The 19,731-nt window shown below is 47.4% G+C and carries 25 protein-coding genes; 22 read left to right on the top strand and 3 right to left on the bottom strand.

Annotated elements, in window-relative coordinates:
* Positions 1-7: 7 nt before the first annotated feature.
* The 9 genes from BTO30_RS04230 (at position 8) to BTO30_RS04190 (ending at position 7,245) form a co-directional block, all read left to right on the top strand.
* Positions 8-439, top strand: a complete 432-nt coding sequence (locus tag BTO30_RS04230) for a BrxA/BrxB family bacilliredoxin (RefSeq protein ID WP_075397476.1) — start codon at positions 8-10, stop codon at positions 437-439.
* A gap of 32 nt (positions 440-471) precedes the next feature.
* Complete coding sequence (locus tag BTO30_RS04225; protein ID WP_245796327.1) at positions 472-1,218, top strand: class I SAM-dependent methyltransferase; 747 nt, start codon at positions 472-474, stop codon at positions 1,216-1,218.
* On the top strand, positions 1,215-2,168 hold the full coding sequence (locus tag BTO30_RS04220; protein WP_075397474.1) for a thymidylate synthase: 954 nt from the start codon (positions 1,215-1,217) through the stop codon (positions 2,166-2,168). Before BTO30_RS04225 ends, BTO30_RS04220 begins: the two co-directional genes overlap by 4 nt.
* A gap of 16 nt (positions 2,169-2,184) precedes the next feature.
* Positions 2,185-2,664: a dihydrofolate reductase gene (locus tag BTO30_RS04215; RefSeq protein ID WP_075397473.1), complete on the top strand. Its 480-nt coding sequence runs from the start codon at positions 2,185-2,187 to the stop codon at positions 2,662-2,664.
* The gene (locus BTO30_RS04210; protein ID WP_075397472.1) at positions 2,661-3,386 is read left to right on the top strand and encodes a lysophospholipid acyltransferase family protein; all 726 of its coding nucleotides are present in this window, start codon (positions 2,661-2,663) and stop codon (positions 3,384-3,386) included. Before BTO30_RS04215 ends, BTO30_RS04210 begins: the two co-directional genes overlap by 4 nt.
* Positions 3,387-3,505: 119 nt before the next feature.
* Positions 3,506-4,504 (top strand): ABC transporter substrate-binding protein, encoded by a 999-nt coding sequence (locus BTO30_RS04205; protein WP_075397471.1) that lies wholly within the window; start codon positions 3,506-3,508, stop codon positions 4,502-4,504.
* Positions 4,505-4,558: 54 nt separating this feature from the next.
* Positions 4,559-5,485: an ABC transporter permease gene (locus BTO30_RS04200; RefSeq protein WP_075397470.1), complete on the top strand. Its 927-nt coding sequence runs from the start codon at positions 4,559-4,561 to the stop codon at positions 5,483-5,485.
* Positions 5,478-6,272 (top strand): ABC transporter ATP-binding protein, encoded by a 795-nt coding sequence (locus BTO30_RS04195; protein WP_075397469.1) that lies wholly within the window; start codon positions 5,478-5,480, stop codon positions 6,270-6,272. Before BTO30_RS04200 ends, BTO30_RS04195 begins: the two co-directional genes overlap by 8 nt.
* A gap of 124 nt (positions 6,273-6,396) precedes the next feature.
* On the top strand, positions 6,397-7,245 hold the full coding sequence (locus tag BTO30_RS04190) for a DegV family protein (RefSeq protein WP_075397468.1): 849 nt from the start codon (positions 6,397-6,399) through the stop codon (positions 7,243-7,245).
* 96 nt (positions 7,246-7,341) lie between these two features.
* On the opposite strand, the gene BTO30_RS04185 is transcribed toward BTO30_RS04190, so the two are convergent.
* Positions 7,342-7,830: a PCYCGC motif-containing (lipo)protein gene (locus BTO30_RS04185; RefSeq protein ID WP_075397467.1), complete on the bottom strand. Its 489-nt coding sequence runs from the start codon at positions 7,828-7,830 to the stop codon at positions 7,342-7,344.
* Between the two features lie 137 nt (positions 7,831-7,967).
* Here BTO30_RS04185 and BTO30_RS04180 point away from each other — a divergent pair, with 137 nt between their 5' ends.
* From BTO30_RS04180 to BTO30_RS04120, 13 genes are all read left to right on the top strand, one after another.
* Positions 7,968-8,735 (top strand): GDSL-type esterase/lipase family protein, encoded by a 768-nt coding sequence (locus BTO30_RS04180; protein ID WP_245796347.1) that lies wholly within the window; start codon positions 7,968-7,970, stop codon positions 8,733-8,735.
* Positions 8,732-9,310 carry a YpmS family protein gene (locus tag BTO30_RS04175; RefSeq protein ID WP_075397465.1) on the top strand — a complete coding sequence of 193 codons (579 nt, stop codon included), beginning with the start codon at positions 8,732-8,734 and terminating at the stop codon, positions 9,308-9,310. Before BTO30_RS04180 ends, BTO30_RS04175 begins: the two co-directional genes overlap by 4 nt.
* A gap of 11 nt (positions 9,311-9,321) precedes the next feature.
* A complete protein-coding gene (gene msrA, locus BTO30_RS04170; RefSeq protein WP_143331911.1) occupies positions 9,322-9,846 on the top strand; it encodes a peptide-methionine (S)-S-oxide reductase MsrA in 525 nt (174 codons plus the stop codon).
* Entirely contained in the window at positions 9,843-10,268 is a 426-nt protein-coding gene (msrB, locus tag BTO30_RS04165; protein ID WP_075397463.1) for a peptide-methionine (R)-S-oxide reductase MsrB, read from the top strand. Before msrA ends, msrB begins: the two co-directional genes overlap by 4 nt.
* A gap of 81 nt (positions 10,269-10,349) precedes the next feature.
* Positions 10,350-10,577, top strand: coding sequence for a YozE family protein (locus tag BTO30_RS04160; protein WP_075397462.1), 228 nt, complete (start codon positions 10,350-10,352; stop codon positions 10,575-10,577).
* 59 nt (positions 10,578-10,636) lie between these two features.
* Positions 10,637-11,407 carry a sporulation protein gene (locus tag BTO30_RS04155; RefSeq protein WP_075397461.1) on the top strand — a complete coding sequence of 257 codons (771 nt, stop codon included), beginning with the start codon at positions 10,637-10,639 and terminating at the stop codon, positions 11,405-11,407.
* Between the two features lie 67 nt (positions 11,408-11,474).
* On the top strand, positions 11,475-12,179 hold the full coding sequence (deoD, locus tag BTO30_RS04150; RefSeq protein ID WP_075397460.1) for a purine-nucleoside phosphorylase: 705 nt from the start codon (positions 11,475-11,477) through the stop codon (positions 12,177-12,179).
* Complete coding sequence (locus tag BTO30_RS04145) at positions 12,179-12,949, top strand: M15 family metallopeptidase (protein WP_075397459.1); 771 nt, start codon at positions 12,179-12,181, stop codon at positions 12,947-12,949. The genes deoD and BTO30_RS04145 overlap by 1 nt, the downstream gene beginning before the upstream one ends.
* Positions 12,950-13,193: 244 nt before the next feature.
* Complete coding sequence (locus BTO30_RS04140; protein ID WP_075397458.1) at positions 13,194-14,639, top strand: lmo1851 family serine protease; 1,446 nt, start codon at positions 13,194-13,196, stop codon at positions 14,637-14,639.
* Positions 14,640-14,862: 223 nt separating this feature from the next.
* A complete protein-coding gene (locus BTO30_RS04135; RefSeq protein WP_083632290.1) occupies positions 14,863-15,105 on the top strand; it encodes a hypothetical protein in 243 nt (80 codons plus the stop codon).
* Positions 15,106-15,159: 54 nt separating this feature from the next.
* Complete coding sequence (locus BTO30_RS04130; protein ID WP_075397456.1) at positions 15,160-15,495, top strand: rhodanese-like domain-containing protein; 336 nt, start codon at positions 15,160-15,162, stop codon at positions 15,493-15,495.
* Positions 15,496-15,588: 93 nt separating this feature from the next.
* Positions 15,589-16,359 (top strand): SDR family oxidoreductase, encoded by a 771-nt coding sequence (locus tag BTO30_RS04125; protein WP_075397455.1) that lies wholly within the window; start codon positions 15,589-15,591, stop codon positions 16,357-16,359.
* 70 nt (positions 16,360-16,429) lie between these two features.
* Positions 16,430-17,743: a TrkH family potassium uptake protein gene (locus BTO30_RS04120; RefSeq protein WP_075397454.1), complete on the top strand. Its 1,314-nt coding sequence runs from the start codon at positions 16,430-16,432 to the stop codon at positions 17,741-17,743.
* 103 nt (positions 17,744-17,846) lie between these two features.
* Here BTO30_RS04120 and BTO30_RS04115 read toward each other — a convergent pair whose 3' ends face one another.
* Positions 17,847-18,053 carry a hypothetical protein gene (locus BTO30_RS04115; RefSeq protein WP_075397453.1) on the bottom strand — a complete coding sequence of 69 codons (207 nt, stop codon included), beginning with the start codon at positions 18,051-18,053 and terminating at the stop codon, positions 17,847-17,849.
* Between the two features lie 60 nt (positions 18,054-18,113).
* Positions 18,114-19,475: an MATE family efflux transporter gene (locus tag BTO30_RS04110; RefSeq protein WP_075397452.1), complete on the bottom strand. Its 1,362-nt coding sequence runs from the start codon at positions 19,473-19,475 to the stop codon at positions 18,114-18,116.
* Positions 19,476-19,731 lie beyond the last annotated feature (256 nt).

The following is a 19,731-nucleotide window of genomic DNA, read 5'->3' as shown; positions in this document are numbered from 1 at the left end:
ATAAAGAATGAATGCATATGAAGAATACATGAAACAAATGGTCGTGCCAATGCGTGAGGAACTGAGGAATGCCGGTTTTATGGAATTGACAACGGAAGACGAAGTGAATGAATTTATGGAAAACGCAGAAGGAACAACGCTTGTCGTCATTAATTCTGTGTGTGGCTGTGCAGCCGGTTTGGCCCGTCCGGCCGCTGTTCAGGCATCTATGAACGAACATGCGCCGGACCGTCTGGTAACGGTTTTTGCCGGACAGGATCGTGAAGCAACAGCGGCGATGCGCGCCTGGATGCCGGAATTTGAACCGTCTTCGCCGTCTATGGCGCTGTTAAAAGGTAATAAAGTCGTTCATTTTATACCGCGTCATGAAATTGAAGGACACGACCTCGGTTCGATTATCGGCAATTTAACAGCGGCGTTTGATGCTCATTGCCAGTGATTGTTACGACATCACAGCGTGCAGGTGGCAATGTGAAAAAAAGAGCGGCACAACAAGCGGAATCATTTCGTGTGCCGTATGTGGAACGCGGAAAGCAGTCGGTCGCAAAGCTGGCTGCTTTTTACGAATGTCCAGTGCTGCTTGTAACGGAAGAGCGAATGGAATTATATGATTTATCTGGACGTTCCCCGTTCTTTTTTCATCCCGGGTCCGCGATGTTTCGCGTGAAGCGGCTTATGAACGACGAACCGGACGCGTTCGTCGAGGCATGCGGACTGGAGCCTGGCATGTCTTTTTTAGACTGCACGATGGGACCGGCGGTAGACAGTATGACGGCCTCGTACGCAGTCGGTGTAAAAGGACGTGTAGAGTCGATTGAAGCAAGCGAAGCGGTGGCGCGGATCGTGGAAGAGGGACTGGGGAAATGGACGGAAGGACCGGCGGATTTAATCGAAGCGATGCGCCGTATCCATGTGAAGACGGCGGATTATCATACGTATTTACAAACGGTTCCGGATGATTCGTTTGATGTCGTGTATTTTGATCCGATGTTTGAAGAAACGATTGATTCAGACGGCATCGCACCGCTTCGTTCGTTTGCGTCATATGCCGATTTGACGATGGACGCGGTGAATGAAGCGAAACGGATTGCTCGGAAGCGCGTCGTCCTGAAAGATCATTTCCGCTCGCAGCGGTTTGCCGCCTTTGGCTTTCAGCAGCACATTCGGAAAACAGCGAAATTTCATTTTGGAACGATAGAAAGTGGTGACTTTTTTTGAGTGCGAGTGAACAGCAGTACCTTGATCTATGCCGGGATATTTTACAAAATGGCAATCGAAAAGAAGACCGGACCGGAACAGGGACCATTTCCGTATTTGGCCGGCAGATGCGGTTTGATTTAGCCGATGGCTTTCCCCTTTTAACAACAAAGCGCGTGCCGTTTAAATTGATCGCTTCTGAAATGCTCTGGTTTATTAAAGGCGATACGAATATTCGTTATTTGCTTCAGCATAACAACAACATTTGGAATGAGTGGGCCTTTAAACGATGGGTGGAAAGTCCGGATTATGCTGGGCCGGATATGACCGATTTTGGCCGCCGGGCATTGGAAGATGAGTCATTTGCGGCGCAGTACAACCAGCAGATGGAATCGTTTAAACAGCGTGTTCTTCAGGACGAATCGTTTGCGGCGAAATATGGTGAACTTGGTGATGTGTATGGCCGTCAGTGGCGCGGATGGAAGACATCACGCGGGGAAACGATCGATCAGCTTGCTGATGTGATCAGCATGATAAAAAAAACACCGGACTCCCGCCGTTTAATTGTCTCTGCCTGGAACCCGGAAGATGTGCCGTCAATGGCTTTGCCGCCGTGTCACACAATGTTTCAGTTTTATGTGGCAGATGGAAAATTATCGTGTCAGCTTTATCAGCGCAGCGGGGATGTTTTCCTCGGAATTCCATTTAACATCGCCGGCTATGCGCTATTGACACATTTAATTGCGAACGAGTGCGGCCTTGAACCGGGGGAGTTTGTGCATACAATCGGCGATGCACACATTTATACGAACCATTTGGAGCAGGTGGAAACGCAGCTGGAACGAGAGCCAAAATCACTGCCTCAACTTGAGTTAACCAAACAAAAACCATTATTTGAGATGGAATTAACAGATATGACGTTAACAGGTTATGAACCGCATCCGACGATTAAAGCACCAGTGGCGGTTTAACAGAAGGAGTGATTCGGTGATTTCATTTATTTGGGCACAGGATGAAAATGGATTGATCGGCAAAGACAACAGCCTGCCATGGCATTTGCCGGAAGACTTGAAATTTTTTAAGAACACGACGCTGGGGCATCCGATTGTCATGGGACGGAAAACATACGAATCCATCGGCCGTCCGCTGCCGGGGCGGGAAAATGTTATTTTAACAGGTGACCGATCTTATGAAGCGGAGGGCTGCACGATCGTTCATTCGGCCGATGACGTTCTGGCAAGATCAGAGGAAGTATTTGTGACCGGCGGGGCGGCTGTGTTCAAGGCCTTTTTGCCGCACGTGGACCGGTTATATGTCACGCGCATTCATCATATATTTGAAGGGGATACGTATTTTGATGCGATCCCATGGGATGAATTTGAAATGGAAAGCTGTGTGCCGGGATTAAAAGATGACAAAAATCCGTATGACTATGAATTTTGCGTTTATAAAAAGGTGAAAAGATGATTCGCTTAGCGGTCTTTTTCATTTATTTATTTATTTCTCTCACCGCTCTTATCCCGGTCATGGTGCGAAATAAACAGCTCGATACTTCGCTGCCGGCGGAAGAGCGTGACCGGAAAGTTCATCCGGCTGTGAAGAAATGGAATCGCTCTGTTATTAAAATGGCCGGGGCAAACGTACACGTTTCAGGTGAAGAACATGTGCCGCAAGGGCCCGTCATGCTTGTCAGCAATCATGAAGGGGATTTTGATGTGCCAGCGATGCTTGGTTATTTGGATAAGCCGTTTGGATTTGTCGCCAAAACGGAAATGAAAAAAATCCCGCTTTTGAGTACGTGGATGGAACTGATTCACTGCCTATTTATTAACCGGAACGACCGCCGCGATGCGATAAAAATGCTTCGCGACGGGGCTTTGATCTTGGAAAAAGGCCATTCGCTGTTTATTTTCCCGGAAGGTACGCGCAACAAAGGCGGCGAGTTAAAGCCGTTTAAAACAGGCGCGTTCCGAATGGCGAAAGATGCAGCTGTTCCAATCGTGCCCGTGGCCATTAAAGGGAGCGCGGATGTGTTCGAAAAAAATGGCCGAAAAAAACTGACACCGGCGCGCATTCATGTTGTTGTTCTGCCGCCGGTTATGCCGGATCAGCATGTTCAGGCTGATTTAAAACAGACAGCGGCATCGGTACAGCAAACAATTGAATCACAGCTGGCGAAAATGCCGTAACCGGAAGCTCTCCGGTTTTTTTTTATGCGAAAAAGGCTTGCTTTTCTGTTATTATTCAAAGATAATAAAAACAACTTTAACACATAAAAGCGGTTATGCAAAAAAGAGGGGGAATTTTGATGAATAAATGGACAAAAGGCTGGCTGATTTCAGGTGCTGCAGCGATGATGTTGGCAGGCTGCGGCGGCGGAGAAGAAGAAACAAATGAACAAAGCGGCGGCACGGACGGCGGCGAAACGTACAACATCGGCGTAACACAGATTGTGGAACATCCATCGCTCGATAATGCGTACGAAGGCTTTAAAAAAGGGCTGGAAGAAGCCGGCATTACAGCGGAATATAATGAGCAAATCGCACAAGGCGATCAAAATAATAACCAGACCATCGCAAACAACTTCGTGAGTGACGGCGTTGATTTAATCTTTGCCAACTCCACTCCAAGTGCAACAGCGGCGCTAAACGCAACGAAAGACATCCCGATCGTTTTTACATCGGTGACGGATCCGGTGGCGGCCGGTCTTGTGAAAGATACAGAGAAACCAGGGGGCAATGTGACGGGTACAGTGGACTTGCATCCGGATGCGATCACAAATACGGTCAAATTTATGGCTGAGCAGTTTGAAGGCAAAAATGTCGGCGTCATTTACAATGCCGGTGAGCAAAACTCTGTTGCACAGGCGGAAGCAGTTGAAAAAGTGCTGACGGACAATGGCTTGAAAATGGTACCGGTCACCGTTTCAACATCATCTGAAGTGAAACAGGCAGCCGAATCATTAATCGGAAAAGTGGATATGTTCTACATCTTTACAGATAATACGGTTGTATCCGCCCTTGAATCGGTTATTCAAGTCGCAAACGATGAAGATCTGCCGCTGTTCGTCGGTGAAAAAGATTCCGTTGCCCGCGGCGGCTTTGCGGCATACGGTTTTAATTACGATGACATCGGCTATGAAGCAGGAAAAATGGCGGCACAAATTTTAAAAGGTGAAAAAGAAGCAGGTGAACTTCCTGTGCTGCCGCCGCAGGATTTGAAGCTTGTTATTAATGAAACAGCCGCAAAAGAAATGAACATTGAGATTAAAGAAGAGTGGAAAGAAGAAGCTGAGTTTGTAAAATAACGAAAGAGTGCGCCTTCAACCGGGCGCTCTTTTCTTGCACAGGAGGATTTTATTATGATGACAGCGATGTTTGGCGCCGTGGAATCCGGTGTCATTTACGCGATCATGGCACTCGGCGTGTATGTATCATTCCGCGTGCTTGATTTTCCCGATTTGACCGTGGATGGCAGTTTCGTTACAGGCGGAGCGGTCGCATCCATTATGATTACGGCGGGCTACGATCCGTTTATTTCAACGATTGCGGCCCTTTTTGCCGGATTTTTGGCGGGTTGTATGACGGGCATTTTGCATACGAAAGGCGGTATTAATCCGCTTCTTTCCGGGATTTTGATGATGATCGCCTTGTATTCTATTAATCTCCGCATTATGGGCAAGCCGAATGTGCCGCTTTTGGCGGAAGAAACGGTCATGACGAAAATTGAATCATGGTTTACGTCTGCATGGAGCGTGTTATTGTTTATGCTTGTGTTGACACTGATTATTAAACTGATTATCGATTTATTTTTGAAAACAGAAATCGGCCTCAGCCTGCGCGCGGTTGGCGACAACGAAGGAATGGTGCGCAGTTTCTCCGCCAACACCGGCTGGATGAAAGTCCTTGGTCTCGGTTTGTCAAATGCGCTTGTTGCTTTTTCCGGCGCGTTAATTGCCCAATATAACGGCTTCAGCGATGTTGGCATGGGGATCGGGATGATCGTGATCGGGCTTGCTTCGGTTATTATCGGAGAAGCCGTCATTGGTGATTCCAAGATTGCCCGTGCGACGCTGGCGGTTGTTGTGGGCGCCATTTTATACCGGATTATTGTCACGCTGGCGCTTCGCATTGAGTTTTTAGACACGGGTGATATGAAGCTGATTACAGCGATTATCGTGATTATCGCGCTTATCATGCCAAAGGTACTGGATAAACAAAAAGAAGCGGCCCGAAAGAAAAAACGGCTGGCGCAGCTGAATGCGGATGGAGGTGGCCCTGTTGCTTGAAATGAATCAAATCTTTAAAGTGTTTTACGAGGGGACACCGGATGAAAAAATAGCGCTGAACAAAGTGAATTTGTCGATGAAGCAAGGCGATTTTGTCACGGTCATCGGCAGTAACGGCGCGGGTAAATCGACGCTGATGAACGTTATTTCAGGAAAACTTGTGCCGGATATGGGGACGGTTATGATCGACGGCGTGAACATGACCTCGCTGGCTGAACATAAACGGGCAGTGAAAATTGGCCGCGTGTTTCAGGACCCGATGGCCGGTACCGCACCGACAATGACCATCGAAGAAAATTTGGCGCTCGCCTACAATCGGACAAAGAAGCGGACGTTGAGTTTCGGGGTGACCAAAAAACGGCGTGATTTTTACAGGGAAAAGCTTGAAATGCTTCACCTTGGTTTGGAGGACCGCCTGCAGGCGAAAGTCGGCCTTCTATCAGGTGGAGAGCGGCAGGCCCTGTCATTATTAATGGCGACATTTACCGATCCGAAAATTTTGCTGCTGGATGAGCATACAGCTGCCCTCGACCCGTCGCGGGCGGAGTTGATCACGAATTTAACGAAAGAAATTGTGGCGAAGCTCGGGCTTACAACTCTGATGGTGACACACAATATGCAGCAGGCGCTTGATCTTGGCAACCGCTTGATTATGATGGATAAAGGGCAAATTATTTTCTCGGCTAATGAAGAAGAAAAAGCGGATTTAACGGTTGAAAAGCTGCTCGCTGAATTTCAGAAAATTAAAGGCGGCGCCGGACTCAGCGACCGCTCGCTATTATCATAAAGATGAAGAAGGCTTTTGTCTTCTTCTTTTTTTGTGCAAACACGTTAATACGGTAGGAAGAACGGCTAAAGAATAGTAAAATGAATGAAGAAATTGTTGAATGGCAGGAAAGAAGGGATTAAACATGAGCAAAATTAAAATAGTCACCGATTCGGCGCTGGATATGACGAGCGATGAATTAAAAGAGCGGGGCATTACGATGGTGCCGCTGACTGTTTTGGTGGACGGTAAAACGTATTTGGACAGCGTCGAAATTTCAGCAGAAGAATTTTTGGTGAAAATGGATCAGGCCAAAGACATGCCGAAAACATCACAGCCGCCGGTAGGAAAGTTTTTGGAAGTATATGATGAACTCGGAAGGGATGGCAGTCAAATCATCTCAATCCATATGACAGGCGCCATGAGCGGTACGTTTCAATCCGCGAAGCAGGCGGCGGAAATGTCAAAATCGGATGTCACCGTTGTCGATTCACGCTACATTTCAAAAGCGCTGTCTTACCAGGTTCTTGAAGCATGGAAGATGGCGGAAGCCGGCCATACGGTGGAAGAAATTGTGACGCGGCTCGATGAAGTGCGTGCCGAAACAAAGCTCTACATTATGGTTGACACGCTGGAAAACTTAATTAAGGGCGGACGCATCGGCAAAGCGCAGGGCTTTATTGGATCACTGCTCAACATTAAGCCGATTGCCAATTTAGACACAGGCGCGCTGTCACCGGTGACAAAGGTGAGAAGCCACGCAAAAGGGATTAAATTTTTCGTCGATCAAATCAGCGAAGAATTAAAAGGGCGTGAACTTGTCAGCTTTTCCATTTGTCATGCAGGACGAAACAGTCATGAATTTTCGCAGAATTTAAGTGCTAAAATAACGGAGATGACGGGATTCAAAGATATCGATATTTGCATTACGGCACCGATCATTTCCGCTCATGCCGGTCCGGGCGCAGTCGGAATTATGTATCAGGCGAAATAAAGGAGAAGACACACGGGATGCGTTTTTGTCCGGTGTCTTTTTTTGGAGAAACAGGCAGGTCCAAAATAAAAAAACCGGATCAGTGTTATGATCCGGTTAGGCGCCTGGCAGCGGCGTTGGTGTTGGTTCAGCGTAGCCTTCGCTGTAATTGTCGTCAATAAATGTACGAATTTCCTGTACAGATTTGCCTTCTTCGGTCATGATGGCCGTATGAGCCGCGATTTCGAGACAAACGCCGCAGCGTGTACCGTGATCGTCCCAAACAATCTCTTCTTCACTCATTTCGGCAACGAAGCAGCTCAAATTGCTTGTGTGTCCGGCTGTTTCCCCGCATCCGCAGTAACAGGGCATTTGTTCAATAACGTCCGCATGTTTCGCGGCAGCTGAATAAATGGCCCGCATATTTTCATCTTTATCATCTAAAAATGAAGGCAATTCATTAATGGAAGCAGTCGTTTCCTGTAAATCGCCATTCGGTGCTGTATGAGTATGGCCTTCATGTGTATCGGCTGCATTTTCATTTCCGCAGGCAGCCGCAAAGGGAATCATCATCGTCAGGATGATGGCCGATAATGGTTTTTTCAAGACGAAAAAGCTCCTTTCAAATAGAAGTAATGATGTGTCACATGCTATAATCATATATTGAAAACATATCACTTTCAACCTGGATGGGAACGTGATACGATTTTATTACGAAAAATGAGGTGACCGCGTTGAAACGAATGATAGCGGGTCTCTTCTTGACAGCTTTTCTGGCGGGGTGCGGAAGTGAAGCAGAAGAAGCGGCCGCGCCGGTTCCGCAAAATATTCACGTTGTATCAATCGGTGATTCCCTTACAGAAGGAGTGGGCGACAGCACAGCGTCAGGCGGCTATGTGCCGTATTTGGAGCAGCAGCTGGAATCGCTTGATGAAATTGATGACGCTTCGTTTGTTAATTTTGGCAAAAAAGGTAACAGAACGGATCAATTATTGAAACGGCTTCAAATAGAGAACGTTAAAGCGGAAATTGCCAAAGCGGATATCGTCATGATCACAATTGGCGGAAATGATGTCGTCAAAGTCGTGAAAGAAAACTGGTCTGATTTGACGATTGAACATTTTGAGCAGGAAGAGACAGGATATGGGGAACGGCTTCATGCCATATTAACCGAAATACGGAACCAAAACAATGATGCGGGTATTGTGCTCGTCGGCATATACAATCCGTTCGGCAAAATCTTTATCGAAACGGAAGATGATGATGAAATCGTCCGTTCTTGGAATGAAACAGGAAAAACGGTTGCATCGGAGTTTGACCAAACGGCGTTTGTCAGCATTGAGAATATATTTTCAGAAGGAAGTGACGGTCTTTTTTTCGAAGATCAGTTTCATCCGAACGACCTCGGGTATGAACAAATAGCGGGCCGTATTTTCGACACGATAAACGGCGCAGCGCTTGAAAAATTGACCAATCAAAAAATTGTTTTTGTGAATGAGGGATCAAATTGACGAAATGGAAAGTGGCCTTTTTTTTATTGCTGTTCGCGGTGATCGCAGCCGCAGGCATTCTTGCGGCCATGCTTTTATTGCCGTCCGGCGCAGAAAAACCGGTCATGAAGGAAGTGGAAGGGGAAACTGCTTTTCACGTCACATCGACCAAAGCGGAATTAAATAAACTCGTTTCATATTATTTGGAAAAAGAAGCCGGGAGTGCACCGTTTGACTATGACGTCTACATCGGCAATGAAGTCGAACTGTACGGCTCGATTCCGGTATTTTCAACCGATATTGACTACCATATGACATTTGAACCGGAAGCGCTTGAAAACGGCAACATCATTTTGCGGCAGAAAGGGCTTCGCGTCGGGCTGCTTGAAGTGCCGGCTTCATACGTGCTGAAAACGGCAGAAAACTCCGGTGCGTTTCCGGACTGGGTGCGGGCTGTGCCGAATGAAGAGCTGATTTATGTATCACTTGCTGACATGGAACTTGACAATGGCATGCGGGTGAAAGCAGAATCGTTTAACTTGGAAGAAGACGACATTCAATTCGCTGTTCTTCTCCCTGAAAAGGCAGCACAATAGGAGGAATAATCATGGAAAAAGCCATTTTTGCGGGCGGGTGTTTCTGGTGTATGGTCAAGCCGTTCGAAGAGCAGCCCGGCATTGTGTCCGTCATCTCCGGCTATACAGCGGGACATACGGAAAACCCGACGTACGAAGAAGTGTGCTCTGGTACAACCGGTCACATTGAAGCGGTCGAAATCACGTTTGATCCGGCGGAGTTCCCGTACGAAAAACTGCTTGATGTATACTGGATGCAAATTGATCCGACAGACGGCGGCGGCCAGTTTTACGATAGAGGCCGTTCGTACATGCCGGCGATTTTTTATACAACGGACGAGCAAAAAGCCCTCGCGGAAAAGTCGAGACAAAAACTCGATGAAAGCGGGCGGTTCAAACAGCCGATTGCCGTTCAAATTTTGCCGGCCGAACCGTTTTATGCAGCGGAAGAGTACCATCAGCAATATTACTTGAAAAACCGAGCCCATTATGAATCGTATCAAACAGGCTCCGGGCGTGCCGGCTTCATTCAAAAACATTGGGGGGATGTAAAATGAACAAAGAAGAATTACGAAATAAATTAACACCGATGCAGTTTGCCGTTACACAGGAAAATGGCACTGAACCGCCTTTTCATAATGAGTTCTGGAACGAGTTTGCGGAGGGCATTTACGTCGACATCATTTCCGGCAAGCCGTTATTTTCATCGACGGATAAATACGATGCCGGCTGCGGATGGCCGAGCTTTACGAAGCCGATTTACGAGGAAGAAGTGCTGGAGAAACAAGATTACTCCCACGGCATGATCCGCACGGAAGTACGCAGTAAAACAGCGGATGCCCATTTAGGCCACGTTTTCCCGGACGGACCGCCGGAAGCGGGGGGATTACGCTACTGCATTAATTCTGCATCACTCCGCTTTATCCGGAAAGAAGATCTGGAAGCGGAAGGGTATGGTGAATTCAAAGACCTTTTTTAAGGTCTCAGCCTGATGGAATTTGATTCTGACTTTGTCTATACTCTAAGACCTTTTTAAGGTCTTTTTTTTGGAGGATTAAAAATGCATAAATCGTTTTATCATTATTTAATGAAGTATCGGGAAGAACCGCCGCGTGATAAGATTGCGGCCTTTGCGAACCATGCGTTTGCGGATCATTCCTTTCCGAAAAGTGCGGATGAGTATGATTCGTTAAGCCGCTATTTAGAAATGGATGTGGATTACTTGCCTTCAATGTCCGTATTTGATGATGCCTGGGAAAAATATAGACAGGATGAACTAAATAGTTGAAACTTTTTTCTGACATGCAGCGTACATGGAATCACAACCAATAATGGGAGGGATTCAGGATGGCATTATTTAATAAAGTTTTGGCCAGCATTGGAATCGGCAGCGCGAAAGTGGATACAAAGCTTGAAAAAACGGTCTACACAGCGGGCGAGATCATGCGCGGTGTAGTTGAGGTAAAAGGCGGCAATATTGAACAGCAAATCGATTCGATCTATTTGAGCGTGATGACAACCTATGTGCGGGAAACAGATGATAAAAAGGTCACTGATCACGCGGCCGTTTTTAAGCGGAAGTTAAATGAGCCGTTCACGATCGGTGCCGGTGAGACACGGGAATTTCCGATTGATCTGGAGCTTCCGCATGAAACGCCGATTACGCAGGGAAAAACTCGTGTGTGGGTGGAAACGGGTCTGGATATTAAACAGGCTGTTGATCCGGGTGATAAAGATTACATTGAAGTGCGCGCGACGCCGATTGCGGAAGCGGTACTGGAAGCCGTGCGATCGCTGGGCTTCCGTCTCCGTGAAGTGGAGTGCCAGCAGCCGTCACGGCACGCACGCGGCAAATATCCGTTCGTCCAGGAGTTTGAATTTGTGCCGGTAAGCGGTGATTATAAAGGAAAGCTCGATGAGTTGGAAGTGACATTTATTGAGCAGGCAGCACATGAAGTAACGCTATTAATGCAGGTGGACAGACGAGCCCGTGGCCTCGGCGGCTTTTTATCGGAAGCGATGGGCACGGATGAAACGAATGTCCGTCTTCGCATCGGCAAGCATGATCTTCCAGCGATTGAGTCAAAATTGAATGAAACGATCAGCCGATTCGCCTGACGGTTGCAGTGTCCATCGAAAAAGAATAAAATAACGGATGGATATTGGTTGAATTGGAGGAATAGATATGAGTGTACACATCGGCGCAAAAGCAGGCGAGATTGCTGAGACGGTTTTGCTTCCAGGTGATCCGCTCCGTGCCAAATACATTGCGGAAACATTTTTGGAAAATCCAACCTGCTATAACGAAGTGCGCGGCATGCTCGGATTTACAGGTACGTATAAAGGAAAGAAAGTCTCCGTACAGGGAACCGGAATGGGTGTACCATCGATTTCGATATACATTAACGAATTAATGCAAAGCTACAATGTGCAAAACTTGATACGAGTCGGCACGTGCGGTGCGATTCAAAAAGATGTGAACGTGCGCGACGTCATTTTAGCGATGACATCCTCAACGGATTCAAGCATGAACCGCCAGACGTTTAACGGCATTGATTATGCGCCGGCCGCAAACTGGGAGCTGTTGAAAGCCGCCTATGATGCCGGAACGCAAAAAGGCTTGCAGCTGAAAGTCGGAAGCGTCTTTACAGCGGATCAATTTTATAACGATAATGCCGACCACGCAAAATGGGCGCAGTACGGCATTTTAGCCATTGAAATGGAAACGGCGGCACTATATACACTCGCAGCAAAATATGGGCGACGTGCGCTGGCTGTGCTGACAGTCAGTGACCACATTGTGACTGGTGAAGAAACGACATCAGAAGAACGTCAGACGACGTTTAATGACATGATCGAAGTGGCTCTTGAATCGGCGGTTCAGCCGTAATGAAAAAGTCTGCTTTTTGGCTGATGACGGCAGCCGTCCTGCTTGGCGGCTGTTCATCAGCGGAAGAACCGGTCGCGGATAAAACACCGCCGGTTAAAGAACAAATACAAGAAGAATCAGGTCCGGTTCTTGAGGCATCTTATTTTAATGAGGTGAAAGAGATCGAAGGGATACAGGTCATTCAAAATCCGGAAAATCCAATGGTTTTGGTGAATAAGGCGTTTGCATTGCCGTCAGACTATATCCCGCCAGATCTTGTGCGCCCGAATGTGGCGTACTCTTTTGGCGATCAAGACATTGAAAAAAGCTATATGCGAAAAGAAGCAGCGGCTGCGCTTGAGCAGCTGTTTGCCGGCGCAAAAGAAGACGGACTCTTTTTATTTGCTGTCTCCGGCTACCGTTCCTATGAGCGGCAGGAAGAAATATTAGCGGCCGGTGCAGCGGCGGATGGCGAAGCAAAAGCACTTGGATCGATTGCGCCGCCCGGTATGAGTGAACATCAATCCGGCCTTGCAATGGATATTTCATCTGAAAGCAACGGCTTTGAATTGAATCAGGAGTTTGAAGCGACTGCAGAAGGCAAATGGCTGAAAGAACACGCCCATGAATATGGATTTATTTTACGTTATCCGAAAGGGAAAGAAGAGATTACCCGCTATATATATGAGCCATGGCATTTCCGCTACGTAGGTAAGGAAGCTGCTGCGATCATTGCAGAAAATGACTGGACGCTTGAAGAATATTTTGACAACGTAAAACCGGCGGAATAAACGCCGGTTTTTTGTTTGGTCACGGAAAAGAGGACTTGGCCACGCTCAAGTCAACATGGTCAGGAAAAAGTGGATTTAGCTGCGCTCCAAACCATTTCGTCACGTTTTCTGTGCTTTACAAAGTGAGGAGAAGTGGATGCAGGAAGCTTACTTCACACTCGCTGAGGTTTTTATTTTCAAACAACCATAAAAACTGGTAGAATGAGAAGATAAGTGTACATAGCAATAGAAAGCGGGGAACAGCATGGAAGAGGAAAAGCCGGAACAGGGGCATTACATCAAGATAAAACGATTCCAATTTATTATGATGGTCTTTGCGCTCGTGTTCGTGACGGCGGCGGTGACAACAATAACGCTCGCTTTCGGAGATGAGAAAGCGGTCGAGGTAGGTGCACCGGCCCGGCCCGAGTTTAATAAATTGTATGAAGCGTATGACAAAATTGAAGAAAGTTATTATGAGGATGTTGATCAGGATGCACTCGTCAACGGGGCAATTAACGGGATGATTGATGCGCTTGAAGACCCGTATTCCGATTACATGAATGTCGAAGAAGCATCGCAGTTTCACGAAGGTGTTTCGAGCTCATTCCAAGGCATCGGTGCGGAAATTCAAGAGCAGGACGGATTCATTATGATCGTTTCGCCCATTAAAGGCTCACCGGCTGAAAAAGCGGGATTAAAGCCGAACGACATGATTTTGTCAGTTGACGGCAAAAGCATTCAAGGCATGAGCGCATCAGAAGCGGTGCTGCTAATCCGGGGTGAAAAGGGCACGAAGGTCACCCTTGAAGTACAAAAAGCGGGTTCCGAAAAAGCGCAGAAAATCACGATTGTACGCGATGAAATTCCAATCGAGACCGTTTATGCCGAGCTCGATGAAAATAAAATCGCCCATATTCAAATCACCAGTTTTTCTGAACATACGGCCGAAGAATTAAACACGGCGCTTGCAGAAATGGAAGCGAAAGGAATGAAAGGCATTGTCCTTGACCTTCGACAAAATCCGGGCGGTCTGCTGGATCAAGCGATTGAAATGGCGAATTTATTTGTCCCTGAAGGCAAAAACATTTTGCAGGTCGAGAGCAGCAATGGAGAGGTGCAGGTGTTTAAAGCGGAAGGCGGCGAGAAAATCACGCTTCCGACGGCCGTTTTAATTGACAGCGGCAGTGCGAGTGCATCAGAAATTTTAGCCGCTGCGCTGAATGAATCAGCCGGCATTCCGCTCATTGGTGAAAAGTCATTCGGAAAAGGAACCGTTCAGTCCGCGGAAGATTTCAGCGATAAGTCAAACTTAAAATTGACAACAGCGAAATGGCTTACCCCGGACGGAACATGGATTCATGAAAAAGGCATTGAACCGGATACGGCTGTTAAGCTGCCGGATTATGCGAGCCTTTCGTACATTAATCCGGAATCCGAATTGAAACTCGAAACGCTGTCTGATGAAGTCAAAACAGCGGAGCAAATGCTGACGGCGCTCGGTTATAATCCGGGTAAGGCAGACGGCTACTTTGATGAAAATACGCAAAACGCTGTCGTAGAATTTCAGCAGGCATCCGATATCGAAGTGACCGGTGTACTAACGGGTGCTACAACAACGAAACTCATGGAGCAGCTGCGTATGAAACTGCAGGAAAACGATTCGCAGCTGAACAAAGCCATCGAGTCTTTAATGCCAAAATTAAAGTAAGTGATAAGGCTGTTCCGGCGCTGACTGGAGCAGCCTTTTTTTCATTGCGGGAGCTAAGAGCAGACAGGTGTGCTGTCCGCTTTGTAAGAATGTCCCTTCTCCAATTAAAAATCCCCCCCTTTTAGCAGTCCTCTCATCAAATAGAATCAGAACTTTCGTTTGTGTCTGTTCAAATGACGCATTTCGTCATAAAATGATAAACGGGGCAAAAGGAGGGTGTTTTGTGGAGGATTGGCATGGGGCCTATACAAGGCTCTGGAAAGGCCGGACGTTTGAAAATGTCTGGGAAGCGATGGAAAATGAACTGCTTGATAAAATGAACCATCCGAGGCTGAGAAAAAAAGCCGAAGTAAAATTTTTCGAAGCGGTCCGGCGGGTGAATGAGTCCGATCTTTCGGATGCCGAAAAGCTGCAGCTGATTTCAGCATACATAACCTGTTTGGAGAATTTGAAACAAAAAGATTGAAATAATACCCTATGCAGTATAGAATATAAGGAACGATTGAAGGAGGAATGAAGGATGTCTTATCTCATCATCGCAGCATTTGTATTGGCAGCTGCGTTGCTGATTGGATATAAGCGGTACTGGCCGGTGAATGTGAAACGCATTTCTCCTGACGAGGCGGCCGGCCATCCGGTCATTGATGTACGGGACTGGCAGGAAGCGAATCATCTGCCGCTGAACGGAGCTGTTCATATTCCGTGCGGGTATCTACCGCGCCGTGCCGGTGAATACGGCGGGCAGGAAGTGTATATTGCGGCAGCGACAGCAGTGGAGCGCAATTTTGCTGTTCGTCTGTTGAAGAAATATGGAATTCAGGTAAAAGGGTTTATTTGCATGAATGAAACATGTTAAGCCGGCACAAATATGCCGGCTTTTATATTTGCATTCGGATTGACGGGTGATTAACATAAGAGGAAGAGGATATGGTAAGAAGGAGGCACCCGGATGGCAAAAACGGCACTGATTACAGGTGGTTCAAAAGGAGTGGGACGAAAAACGGCGGAATTACTCGCTTCGGCAGGCTGTAATGTGATTGTGAATTACCGGTCTGACCAGGAATGTGCTGAACAGTTTGTACGGAAAATGGCTGCTGCCTGGGGCGTAAAAGCGCTGGCCGCGGCCGGGGATGTGTCTAAAAAGGAAGACTGTGAACAGCTTGCATCAACCGCCTTGCAGACATTTGGACGGGTGGATATTCTTGTTCACAACGCGGGACCATACATAGATGAACGAAAACCGATGGCGGATTATGAGTGGGATGAATGGAATACGCTGATCAGCGGAAATATGACGGCTGTGTTTTATTTGACCAAATTATTGCTGCCGGCAATGAAAGAAAACCGCTGGGGAAGAATTATTACATTTGGATTTGACCGGGTGGAGACAGCGCCGGGATGGGTCGATCGTTCCGCGTTTGCAGCGGCGAAAACAGGCCTTGCATCATTGACGAAAACGATCGCGCTGGAAGAAGCAGCGAGCGGAGTGACGGCCAATATGGTGTGTCCGGGCGATATAGCCGGAAGCTGGAAAGAACGCGGCATGGCGGATGCGGCCGGTGTCAATTCTCCCCGCGTGCCGGTGGGACGCCCGGGCACCGGGGAAGACATCGCGCGTGTTGTCACGTTTTTAGCATCCGAAGATTCATCATTTATTACAGGAGCGGTCATTCCTGTCACAGGAGGACAGGATGTACTTGGAAAGCATTTTCGTAAATAAAATGTTTCTTTACTTTTTTTTTTGTGCGGCGTAAAATAAATCCATTCTTTGATTGAAAGAAGGACCAGCGATGAAAAAAATGCGCCTTGAACCGGCCGCTTTCCTGCTTTTACTTTATTTAAGTGCGATTCTGGTTGGAACGGTTTTATTAAAACTGCCCGTCTCTGAAACGGCCCCGCTTTCCTGGGTGGATGCGTTGTTCACTGCGACATCCGCCTTTACAGTGACAGGGCTTGCCGTTGTGGATACAGGTACTGAGTTTACGATATACGGAGAACTCGTTATTTTGCTGCTCATTCAAATGGGCGGTCTCGGGATTATGTCCTTTGCGGTCATCATTTTCGTGCTGCTTGGCAAGCGGATCGGCATAAAGCAGCGGCTCATCATGCAGCAGGCGCTCGGGCAGATTCACTTTGGAGGCGTCGTAAAGCTTGTCCGAAATCTGCTGTTTTTTTCGCTTGCGATTGAACTGATTGCGGCGTGTTTTATGGCACTTATATGGGTGCCGGAATACGGGTTTATGAAAGGGATGTATTACAGTATATTTCATGCGGTGTCCGCGTTTAATAATGCGGGATTCGGACTCTGGCCTGATAATATGATGCAATATGCAGGAAGCGGGATTATTACGATCGGGATTACCTCGCTGATTATTCTCGGCGGTCTCGGGTTTACGGTGCTGATTGATGTATATGAACACCGCTCATTCCGGAAATTCTCGCTGCATACAAAAATTATGGTGACGGCAACCGTGGCACTGAATGTATTTGCCTTTTTCATGTTCTTTGTGCTGGAGCATTCCAATACGGGAACGATTGGCGGAAAGCCGCTTTCGGAGCAGCTGTGGGCTTCCTGGTTCCAAGGAGTCACGACGCGGACAGCCGGGTTTAACTCAGTGGATATCGGGGCGCTCGGCAGTGCCACAGCATTCTTTATGATGATGCTTATGTTTATCGGCGCCGGGAGCGGTTCAACAGCCGGCGGCATTAAATTAACCACCTTTATCGTGATGGGAGCCGCCATGATCTCGTATGTTCAAGGAAAAAAAGATATCCATTTATTCCGCCGCACCATTCGGCCTGAATATGTGATACGTGTTCTGTCGATTACAATGATTGCTTTCTTTACCGTGATTGCCGGAACATTTGCACTTAATGTAACAGAGGATAAACCTTTTTTGTCCTTAATGTTTGAAGCGGTCTCTGCTTTTGCGACGGTCGGACTGTCGATGAATTTAACGCCTACGCTGTCCGATCCGGGCAAGTTGATTCTGGTTATCTTAATGATTACCGGTAAAGTAGGCCCGCTGTCGATTGCCTACATGCTCGCGAAAAAACACGAACCGCACATTAAGTATCCATCTGAAGACGTGTTGACGGGATGACCCTTCCTTTTCAGGAGGGGTTTTTTGTTGGCGTGATGAGAAGAGCGGGACAAAAAATAAAAAAAGCAGCACCCGTTTAAACGCAGTGCTGCTTAAAGAGAGATCAACGATTTCGCGATCGCAGGTGACCGGCTTCCCTGGAGGTGATAGCCCCGATTCCATTTGCCACGTCGTCTGCAATTTCCTTCTGCACCTTGGCGGCATCTGTCCCGGCATACCCGGGCTTCATAATGGATTCTGCACCGAACTCCTGGTCATAGAGACTTGCAGGCTGCGGGCGTTTAACGGGTCGATAAATGCGTTTTAGCATGGCTCAATCTCCTTTTTGGAATAATGGAAACCATTTATAACATTTGTTATTTCGCTTTTTTTATTCTATTTTATCGAATGCTGCGTTTCGTTTTTGAACATATTTCAGGCGTACGGACAAGGTGACAGCACCGCACGTCAGTCCGGTGATCAGCCCGATCCAGTAGCCGTACGGTCCGAAATCGGTCCATCTGGAGAGTGCCCAGCCGAGAGGAAGACCGATTACCCAGTAGCTGATCATCGTCATGAGAAAGGTGACATTCACATCTTTATATCCCCGCAGCGCTCCTTGAACCGGTGCCTGAATGGCGTCAGACAGCTGAAACAGTGCCGCAAACAGCAGGAATCCGGCCGTCAGCTCCAGCACTTCCGGATCTGTGGAGTACAAAGACGCCACCTGATCGCGAAAAAAGTAAATGAACGCCGTACATAATAAGGAGATGCCGATAGCCATTGATACACCGATGAAACTGTACGTGCGCGCGTCACGCCAGCGCCTTGCACCCGCTTCAAACCCGATCACAATGGTCAGCGCCATCGACACGCTCAACGGAATCATGTACGTAAGCGAGGCGAAATTCAGAGCCGCCTGATGCGCTGCGATCACGTTTGTATTATATTCACTCATGAACAAGGTGACAGCGGAAAAAACGCTTGTTTCAAAAAAGATCGACAGCCCGATCGGCAAGCCCAATAACAAAATTTCTTTCCATTTCGCAATGGATGCACGAGGCAGCGCATAAAATAACCGGTACGTCGAAAAGGGTTCATGGCGATGAATGATCCAGACGGCTAAAAAGAAAATAAGCCAGAATGTAATCGCTGACGCATAACCGGAACCGACACCGCCAAGCTCCGGAAAACCGAATTTTCCATAAATCAGCACGTAATTAAACGCCACATTAAGCGGCAGTGCCAAAAGTGTAATGACCATCGAAGTCCGTGTCATGCCGAGCGCGTCAATAAAGCCGCGCAAAACCGCCGTCAAAAACAGCGGAATAATGCCGAATGAGAGGCCGATCACATATTCAAACGCAATTCGGCGTACATTTTCCTCAAGATTCATCGCCCCTAAAATCGGCTCCAAAAACAGCCACCCCAGCACATACGTGACGGCCGCAATCAAAAGGGAAACATAGACCCCCTGCATGACGGAAAACGAAACCTTTTCTCGTTCACCGCCGCCGATCAAATGACCGACAATCGGCGTAATCGACATTAAAATGCCGCTTAAACCGGTAAATACCGGCATCCAGAGCGACGACCCGACCGCTACGCCGGCGAGATCCTGCGCGCTGTAGCGGCCCGACATAATCGTATCAAAAAAGGTCATGGAAAACATGGCCACTTGAGTCACTAAAATCGGCCCTAATATCGATAAAAACTGCCTTATTTTGGCCCCTGTTGTCACCGTTTCGATCATCTTTCTCACTCCTCACAAACCATTAGTATACCACATATAAAAGAATAAAAATAAAACTTATTAGTAGAAAAAAGGATGCAAAAAGGGGATGACAGCCGGCTAGATGGTGCGACCTTCAGCAAAAAGAGGCCCACGCTTATGTAGAGTGGGGCTTTTTTCGCGTTGACGAAACACCATGAGAGCAGCCATGTGAAAAGAACAAAAAAGATTTCGATGACATACTATTCCATATCATTCAAATTTTCGTCTCGATATG

The organism is Domibacillus antri (genome assembly GCF_001936625.1).
Taxonomy (GTDB): domain Bacteria; phylum Bacillota; class Bacilli; order Bacillales; family Domibacillaceae; genus Domibacillus; species Domibacillus antri.
The sequence above is the reverse complement of the archived record's forward strand: the minus strand, read 5'-3'. Positions and strand labels throughout refer to the sequence as shown.

Coding starts and splice junctions, on each gene's coding strand:
- msrA (WP_143331911.1), top strand. CDS start 9,322: ATGGAAAAAGCCATTTTTGCGGGCGGGTGTTTCTGGTGTATGGTCAAG.
- BTO30_RS04205 (WP_075397471.1), top strand. CDS start 3,506: ATGAATAAATGGACAAAAGGCTGGCTGATTTCAGGTGCTGCAGCGATG.
- BTO30_RS04200 (WP_075397470.1), top strand. CDS start 4,559: ATGATGACAGCGATGTTTGGCGCCGTGGAATCCGGTGTCATTTACGCG.
- BTO30_RS04180 (WP_245796347.1), top strand. CDS start 7,968: ATGATAGCGGGTCTCTTCTTGACAGCTTTTCTGGCGGGGTGCGGAAGT.
- BTO30_RS04125 (WP_075397455.1), top strand. CDS start 15,589: ATGGCAAAAACGGCACTGATTACAGGTGGTTCAAAAGGAGTGGGACGA.
- BTO30_RS04140 (WP_075397458.1), top strand. CDS start 13,194: ATGGAAGAGGAAAAGCCGGAACAGGGGCATTACATCAAGATAAAACGA.
- BTO30_RS04190 (WP_075397468.1), top strand. CDS start 6,397: ATGAGCAAAATTAAAATAGTCACCGATTCGGCGCTGGATATGACGAGC.
- deoD (WP_075397460.1), top strand. CDS start 11,475: ATGAGTGTACACATCGGCGCAAAAGCAGGCGAGATTGCTGAGACGGTT.
- BTO30_RS04145 (WP_075397459.1), top strand. CDS start 12,179: ATGAAAAAGTCTGCTTTTTGGCTGATGACGGCAGCCGTCCTGCTTGGC.
- BTO30_RS04130 (WP_075397456.1), top strand. CDS start 15,160: ATGTCTTATCTCATCATCGCAGCATTTGTATTGGCAGCTGCGTTGCTG.
- BTO30_RS04120 (WP_075397454.1), top strand. CDS start 16,430: ATGAAAAAAATGCGCCTTGAACCGGCCGCTTTCCTGCTTTTACTTTAT.
- BTO30_RS04230 (WP_075397476.1), top strand. CDS start 8: ATGAATGCATATGAAGAATACATGAAACAAATGGTCGTGCCAATGCGT.
- BTO30_RS04160 (WP_075397462.1), top strand. CDS start 10,350: ATGCATAAATCGTTTTATCATTATTTAATGAAGTATCGGGAAGAACCG.
- msrB (WP_075397463.1), top strand. CDS start 9,843: ATGAACAAAGAAGAATTACGAAATAAATTAACACCGATGCAGTTTGCC.
- BTO30_RS04210 (WP_075397472.1), top strand. CDS start 2,661: ATGATTCGCTTAGCGGTCTTTTTCATTTATTTATTTATTTCTCTCACC.
- BTO30_RS04155 (WP_075397461.1), top strand. CDS start 10,637: ATGGCATTATTTAATAAAGTTTTGGCCAGCATTGGAATCGGCAGCGCG.
- BTO30_RS04115 (WP_075397453.1), bottom strand. CDS start 18,053: ATGCTAAAACGCATTTATCGACCCGTTAAACGCCCGCAGCCTGCAAGT.
- BTO30_RS04110 (WP_075397452.1), bottom strand. CDS start 19,475: ATGATCGAAACGGTGACAACAGGGGCCAAAATAAGGCAGTTTTTATCG.